Origin of the sequence: Streptomyces sp. IMTB 2501 (assembly GCF_001953885.1) — a bacterium.
In the GTDB taxonomy this organism is placed as follows: Bacteria; Actinomycetota; Actinomycetes; order Streptomycetales; family Streptomycetaceae; genus Streptomyces.
Window position 1 is genome coordinate 252,174 of the sequence record NZ_MQUS01000014.1, and the last position, 7,046, is coordinate 259,219.

At 74.7% G+C, this 7,046-nt stretch carries 4 protein-coding genes; all 4 read left to right on the forward strand.

The window, feature by feature from the left end; all coding sequences use genetic code 11:
* The first annotated feature begins 122 nt into the window (after nt 1–122).
* The 4 genes from AV521_RS24785 to AV521_RS51060 all read left to right on the forward strand — a co-directional run bounded on the left by AV521_RS24785 (nt 123) and on the right by AV521_RS51060 (nt 7,006).
* Nucleotides 123–1,268, forward strand: a complete 1,146-nt coding sequence (locus tag AV521_RS24785; RefSeq protein WP_076090808.1) for an ROK family glucokinase — start codon at nt 123–125, stop codon at nt 1,266–1,268.
* On the forward strand, nt 1,265–1,846 hold the full coding sequence (locus AV521_RS24790; RefSeq protein WP_076090809.1) for a sugar kinase: 582 nt from the start codon (nt 1,265–1,267) through the stop codon (nt 1,844–1,846). Before AV521_RS24785 ends, AV521_RS24790 begins: the two co-directional genes overlap by 4 nt.
* Nucleotides 1,847–1,958: 112 nt before the next feature.
* Entirely contained in the window at nt 1,959–4,823 is a 2,865-nt protein-coding gene (locus tag AV521_RS24795) for a DEAD/DEAH box helicase (protein WP_076090810.1), read from the forward strand.
* A 20-nt stretch (nt 4,824–4,843) separates the two neighbouring features.
* Nucleotides 4,844–7,006 (forward strand): SWIM zinc finger family protein, encoded by a 2,163-nt coding sequence (locus AV521_RS51060; protein ID WP_256725672.1) that lies wholly within the window; start codon nt 4,844–4,846, stop codon nt 7,004–7,006.
* Nucleotides 7,007–7,046 lie beyond the last annotated feature (40 nt).

Below are 7,046 nucleotides of genomic sequence, written 5' to 3' on the forward strand. Positions count from 1 at the left end.
TGCGCGGCTCCGCCGCGGGGCGCGAGCAACCACAGCGCACCCGCGGACGGCAATACTCGCCCCACCCCCTCCCCCTTCCCCGTACGGCACCCATACCCACGGTGAGGCAGAATCGACGAACGATGAGCACCTACCGCGACCTCACCGCCCCCATCGGCTCCCGCCGAGCCCCGGTCCTGCGAACCGTCGGCACGCGCGAGCGCCGCTCCCACCTGACCGCACCCCGTGTGCCAACGGTCGGCATCGACATCGGCGGCACCAAGGTCATGGCGGGCGTCGTGGACGCCGACGGCAACATCCTGGAGAAGCTCCGCGCCGAGACCCCGGACAAGTCCAAGAGCCCCAAGGTCGTCGAGGACACCATCGTCGAACTGGTCCTGGACCTGTCCGACCGGCACGACGTGCACGCGGTCGGCATCGGCGCGGCAGGCTGGGTCGACGCCGACCGCAACCGCGTCCTGTTCGCACCCCATCTGTCCTGGCGCAACGAACCGCTGCGCGACCGCCTGAGCGGTCGCCTCTCCGTGCCGGTCCTGGTGGACAACGACGCCAACACCGCCGCCTGGGCGGAGTGGCGCTTCGGCGCGGGGCGTGGCGAGGACCACCTCGTCATGATCACGCTCGGCACCGGCATCGGCGGCGCCATCCTGGAGGACGGCCAGGTCAAGCGCGGCAAGTACGGCGTCGCCGGCGAGTTCGGCCATATGCAGGTCGTGCCCGGCGGGCACCGCTGCCCGTGCGGCAACCGCGGCTGCTGGGAGCAGTACAGCTCCGGCAACGCCCTCGTCCGCGAGGCCAAGGAGCTGGCCGCCGCCGACTCGCCCGTCGCCTACGGCATCATCGAGCACGTCAAGGGCAACATCGCCGACATCACCGGCCCGATGATCACCGAGCTGGCCCGCGAGGGCGACGCCATGTGCATCGAGCTGCTCCAGGACATCGGCCAGTGGCTCGGCGTCGGAATCGCCAACCTCGCCGCCGCCCTCGACCCGTCCTGCTTCGTCATCGGCGGCGGGGTCTCGGCCGCCGACGACCTGCTCATCGGCCCGGCCCGGGACGCCTTCAAGCGCCATCTCACCGGCCGCGGCTACCGCCCCGAGGCCCGCATCACCCGTGCCCAGCTCGGTCCCGAGGCCGGCATGGTGGGCGCCGCCGACCTGGCCCGGCTGGTCGCCCGCCGGTTCCGCCGCGCCAAGCGCCGCCGGGTGGAGCGGTACGAGCGCTACGAGCGGTACACCCAGGCCCGCCGCGACCGGGACAGCGCATGACCCCGGCGCTGCCCCACCAGGGCGGCCCGCCGGACGAGCCGCGCCGCCCCGCCGAAGACGGCCGGCACAAGGCCAGACGCCGCGCGCTCACCCTGCTGATCATCGGCCTGCTGATCGGCGTCCCGGCCGGCTACCTGGTGATCTCCGCCAACCAGAGCCGCAACAGCGGCAAGGACAAGGAGGCGAAGTACTCGGCGACCGGCCTCAGCGCGGGCTGGCCGTCGAAGGTACAGCGCCGCCTCTACCAGGTGACCGTCCCGCACCCCGCCGACCACGTCGCCTACTACGAGACGAACAACTGGAAGACCAGCCGTCTCTATATGCAGTTCAGCACCAACCCCGCGGGTCTGGACAGCTTCCTGGAGATCATGGGCACCCGCCGGGACCAGCTCAAGAAGGACGACATCACCATCGGCGCCCGCGACCGGAAGGTCAGCGGCTGGCACTTCACCGGCCCCGGCCCCTGGTGGGGACTCACCCACGCGCAGAAGAACCCGGCGCCCACCCAGGACGTCGTCGTGAACCTGTCCGACCCGGACAACCCGATGGTCTACGTCGTCTCCCGCACGGTGCCGTGAACACCGGCCCCGGCCGGTCTCCGGGGCCCGTTGTCAGACCCCGCCCGTAGAGTCGAAGACGGCTGATCCGACGACGGCTGATCCGACACATGGGCGGGAGGTGGCAGGACGTATGAGCGGCGGCACGGCGCCAGTGGCCGAGCACACGGGAGATACCGGCAAGGCCGGACCCCCCATTCCGGTGCGCCTCGCGTCCGTCTATCTCCCCGCGCCCCTCCCGCGCGAGGGCCGCATCGCCTTCTGGGACCCCGACGGCGGCACCCTGCCCGCCCGGACGGGCACCGAGGGCGGCACAACCGAGCTGACGGTCGTACGACGTCACGGAACCGGCGTGCGCCGCCGCCGGGTGCCCGCGCTGACCCTGCCGCTCGACGAGGCCCTGCCGCTGCTGGTCCGGGCCCGCCGCGACCCGGCCGCCCATCCGGCCACGGCCTGCTGGGGCGCCGCCGCGCTGCACGCGCTGCGGCTGGTCGCCCGCGGCCGACTGCTGCCGGGCCTCACCCCGGCAGGGCAGGACGCCTGGCGGGCCGGCCCGCTGGAGCCCGACGACATCGCGCACCTGCGCGCGGTGGCCGCGGCCCTGCCCCCGGAGGGCCACGCCGTTCCGCTCCCGGACCCCGGCCCGCTCCGGCTGCCCGAGCCGGAGTCCCTGGTCCGCTCCTTCCTGGACGCGGTCGCCGACACCCTGCCCCGCACCCCGGCCGCCCCGCACACCTCCGGCCGGCCCTTCGCCGCCCGGGAGCCCGTGGCCCTGCCGCAGGCCCACGAATGGGCGGCCGAGGTCGCCGCCGGCATGGACGCGGGCGTACGGATCTCTCTGCGCCTGGACCTGTCCGCGTACGACGTCTTCGACCCTGGCGTGCGCGACGGCGCCCGCGCCGCGGGAGCGGCCATCGTTCAAGTGCACAGCCTCGCCGACCCCACCCTGGTGGCCGACGCGGCGGCCCTGTGGGCCGGGGAGGCCGGCACGGCGTTCGGGCCCCGCGCGCGTGTGGACGCCGCCCTCGCCGTGCGGCGCGCGGCCCGCGTCTGGCCGCCCCTGGACCGGCTCGCCGAGCAGGAGGCGCCGGACGTTCTCGCCCTGTCCGAGGAGGAGCTGGGCGAGCTGCTCGGCGTCGGCGCCGCACGGCTGGCCGCCGCCGGGGTCGCCGTGCACTGGCCCCGTGACCTCGCCCGCGATCTGACGGCCGCCGCGGTGGTCCGCCCGGCCCCCGGCTCGGCGACCGACGGCACGGGCTTCTTCGAGAGCGAGGACCTGCTCCAGTTCCGCTGGCAGCTGGCGCTCGGCGGAGAGCCGCTCAGCGAGGCCGAGATGGACGCCCTCGCCGAGGCCCACCGTCCGGTCGTACGACTCCGGGACAGCTGGGTGCTGGTCGACCCGGCCCTCGTCCGCAAGGCCCGCAAGCGCGAACTGGGCCTGCTCGACCCGGTCGACGCGCTGTCCGTCGCACTCATCGGCACCGCCGACGTCGACGGCGAGACCGTCGAAGCCGTCCCCGTGGGCGCGCTGGCCGCCCTGCGCGACCGCCTCACGGCAGGCCTGCACCCGGCCGACCCGCCCGAGGGGTTGGCCGCCACCCTCCGCGACTACCAACTGCGCGGTCTCGCCTGGCTGGACCTCATGACCTCCCTGGGTCTCGGCGGCTGCCTCGCCGACGACATGGGCCTCGGCAAGACCGTCACCCTCATCGCCCTGCACCTGAAGCGCGCCCGCACCGAGCCGACCCTCGTGGTCTGCCCGGCCTCCCTGCTCGGCAACTGGCAGCGGGAGATCACCCGCTTCGCGCCCGGTGTGCCGGTGCGCCGCTTCCACGGCCCCGATCGCACCCTGGACGGCCTCGACGGCGGTTTCGTCCTCACCACGTACGGCACCATGCGCTCCACCGCGGCCCGCCTGGCCGAGCAGCCCTGGGGCATGGTCGTCGCCGACGAGGCCCAGCATGTGAAGAACCCGTACTCCGCCACGGCCAAGGCCCTTCGCACAATCCCGGCACCCGCGCGCGTGGCGCTCACCGGCACCCCGGTCGAGAACAATCTCTCCGAACTGTGGGCCCTGCTCGACTGGACCACCCCCGGACTCCTCGGTCCCCTCAAGTCCTTCCGCGCCCGCCACGCCCGCGCCGTGGAGAACGGCGGGGATGAGAACGGGGAAGCCGTCGACCGGCTGGCCCGCCTGGTCCGCCCCTTCCTCCTGCGCCGCAAGAAGTCCGACCCCGGCATCGTGCCCGAACTGCCGCCCAAGACCGAGACGGACCACCCGGTCCCGCTCACCCGGGAACAGGCCGCGCTGTACGAGGCGGTGGTGCGCGAGTCGATGCTGGCCATCGAGACCGCCGAGGGCATCGCCCGCCGGGGCCTGGTCCTGAAGCTGCTCGGCGCCCTGAAGCAGATCTGTGACCACCCGGCGCTGTACCTGAAGGAGGAGACCGACACCCGCCGCCTCGTCCACCGCTCAGGGAAACTCGCCCTGCTGGACGAGCTGTTGGACACCCTGCTGGCCGAGGACGGCTCGGCGCTCGTCTTCACCCAGTACGTCGGCATGGCCCGCCTCATCAGCGCCCACCTCTCCGCCCGCGCGATCCCGGCCGAGCTGCTGCACGGCGGCACCCCGGTCCCGGAGCGCGAGCGCATGGTTGACCGCTTCCAGAGCGGCGAGACCCCGGTCCTGGTGCTCTCCCTGAAGGCCGCCGGCACCGGCCTGAACCTCACCCGCGCGGGCCACGTCGTCCACTTCGACCGCTGGTGGAACCCGGCTGTCGAGGAGCAGGCCACGGACCGCGCGTACCGCATCGGCCAGACCCAGCCCGTCCAGGTCCACCGCCTGGTCACGGAGGGCACGGTCGAGGACCGCATCGCCGAGATGCTGGCGGCCAAGCGCGCCCTCGCGGACGCCATCCTCGGCTCCGGCGAGGCAGCCCTCACCGAACTGACCGACCGCGAGCTGTCCGACCTCGTCTCGCTCCGGAGGACACCATGACTCCCCAACCGGAGGACGCCATGAGTCTCCCGCCGGAGCACCCCACGACAGCCACCGCACCACGCCCCGCCGACGCGGCCCGCCGCGCCTTGCGGGCCGCACGGGAACGGGCTGGAACCGAGCGCGCACAGGCACCGGAGGGGACTGGGGAAGCGGCACCCTTGGCACAGGCCGATTCAAGCCCGCAGACACCGGAGAAGACTGAGGAAGAGTCACCCGTCGCACCGGCCGACGCGCCGGCGGACCCCGCCGAGCCCGCCGAGCCCACGGCGGAACACCCGGCCGGCACCGGGCCGAGGCCCGCCGACGCGGCACGGGCGGCACTCAGGGCTGCCGTCACCGCACCGTCAGCCGCAGCCGCAGCCGCAGCCGCGACCGCACCGCCCGGCGTGACCGCCGCGGCCGAGGACGAACACCCCATGCCACCGGCTGGCCCGGACCGCCCGGCCGCCACGCAGGGCGGGCGTCCCGCCGACCTGGCCCGGGAAGCGCTGCGTGCGGCCCGGCGGGAGGCGCTGCAGGCCGAGGCCGAGGCGGCGGAGGCTGCCGCGCGCGGCAAGCGGACGGCCGACCCCCGTACCGGGCGCGGCCCGCGCGCGAGCGGGAGTTCCGCCGCCCCAGCGCCGCAGGCGTCACCCACTGCCGCGCCGCACGCGTCCCCCGCCCCTGGGCCGCGCACGTCACCCGCTCCTGGGGCAGACTCCCGGGGCGCCCGGGTCAAGGCCGCCCGGGACATGCGGTACTACCTGGCCAACGCCTTCCGGATGCCGACGGGGTCCGACACCCCGGAGTCCGACACCCCGGAGGAGAAGTGGACACAGCCCCCGGAGACCACCAGTGACTCCGCCGACCGCATCGGACCGGACCACCCGGCCCCCGCGCCCATCCCGGCGTCCCCGCACCTGCCCGCCACCATGGCCGCCCCTCACCGCGACACCGAACTGAGGCGTACGTTCCGGGCGTTCGCACCGAGAGAGGCCACTGCCGAGGGCACGGCGTTCGCCGCCACCTGGTGGGGCAACGCATGGGCGGACGCGCTGGAGCAGGGTGCGCTGGACGCCAAGAGGGTGGCACGGGGCCGCGGTTATGCCGACCAGGGCCATGTCGACGCGATCACCGTGACACCGGGGCTCGTGCTGGCGTACGTGCGCGGGAGCCGGCCACGCCCGTACCGGGTGCAGGTGCGGGTCCGCACGCTGGAGGACGAGGTCTGGGCGCGCTTCCTGGACGCGGCCGCCGACCGGCCGGGGCACATCGCCGCGCTGCTCGACAAGGAGTTGCCCCAGTCCCTGGCCGACTGCGGGGTCCCTCTGCTGCCCGGCCCCGGCGACCTCGCCCCGCGTTGCAGTTGCCCCGACTCCGGTCATCCCTGCAAGCACGCGGCCGCACTCTGCTACCAGACGGCACGGCTGCTCGACGCCGACCCTTTCGTGTTGCTCCTGCTGCGCGGACGTAGCGAGAAGGACCTGGTCGATGCGTTGTCCCGGCGCAGTGCCGCCCGCGCGGCCCGCGCCGCCCAGGACCGGCAGCCGGACTCCCTGCCCGGCGTACGCGCCACCGACGCCCTCGCCCCACGCCAACTCCCGCCGCTGCCCATGCCGTTGCCAACGCCCCCGCACCCCGAGCAGCCACCGGCGTATCCGGCGGCGCCCGGCGGCCCCGATCCGTTCGCGCTGGACCAGCTGGCGACCGACGCCGCCGCCCGCGCCCATGCGCTGCTCGTGACCGGACACGACCCGGTGGGCGAGCTGACCCTGTGGCAGGACGCGGTGCGGCTGGCCGCGGCCCGCCCCGGTTCCGGCCTCACGGCCACCACCCGCACGCTCTACGCCACGCTCGCCACGGCCGTCGGCCGCACCTCGGCCGACCTCGCGCGTGCCGTCGCGGCCTGGCGCCAGGGCGGGCTCGCGGGACTGGCCGTCCTGGAGGAGACATGGGACCCGCCGGCCGGCCGCTTCGACCGGGCCCGCCCGCTGCTGCTCGCCGCCGACCTCCCGGCGTTCCGCCCCTGGCGCAACCGCCTCACCCACCCACACGGCCACGTCCAGCTCCGCCTCGGCCATGACGGCCTGTGGTACGCCTACGAGTCGGAGCCCGGCCAGGACGACTGGTGGCCCCGCGGCACCCCCGACCTGGACCCGGTGGGCGCCCTCACCGGCCTCGGCACACCGGACGACCTCTAGTAGTGCCTGGTCAGGTTGATTCGCTGGTGGCGTGTCCGTT

Bases quoted from the DNA above. Each gene is read 5' to 3' on its own strand.
- AV521_RS51060 (WP_256725672.1), top strand. From the start codon at position 4,844: ATGAGTCTCCCGCCGGAGCACCCCACGACAGCCACCGCACCACGCCCC.
- AV521_RS24785 (WP_076090808.1), top strand. From the start codon at position 123: ATGAGCACCTACCGCGACCTCACCGCCCCCATCGGCTCCCGCCGAGCC.
- AV521_RS24795 (WP_076090810.1), top strand. From the start codon at position 1,959: ATGAGCGGCGGCACGGCGCCAGTGGCCGAGCACACGGGAGATACCGGC.
- AV521_RS24790 (WP_076090809.1), top strand. From the start codon at position 1,265: ATGACCCCGGCGCTGCCCCACCAGGGCGGCCCGCCGGACGAGCCGCGC.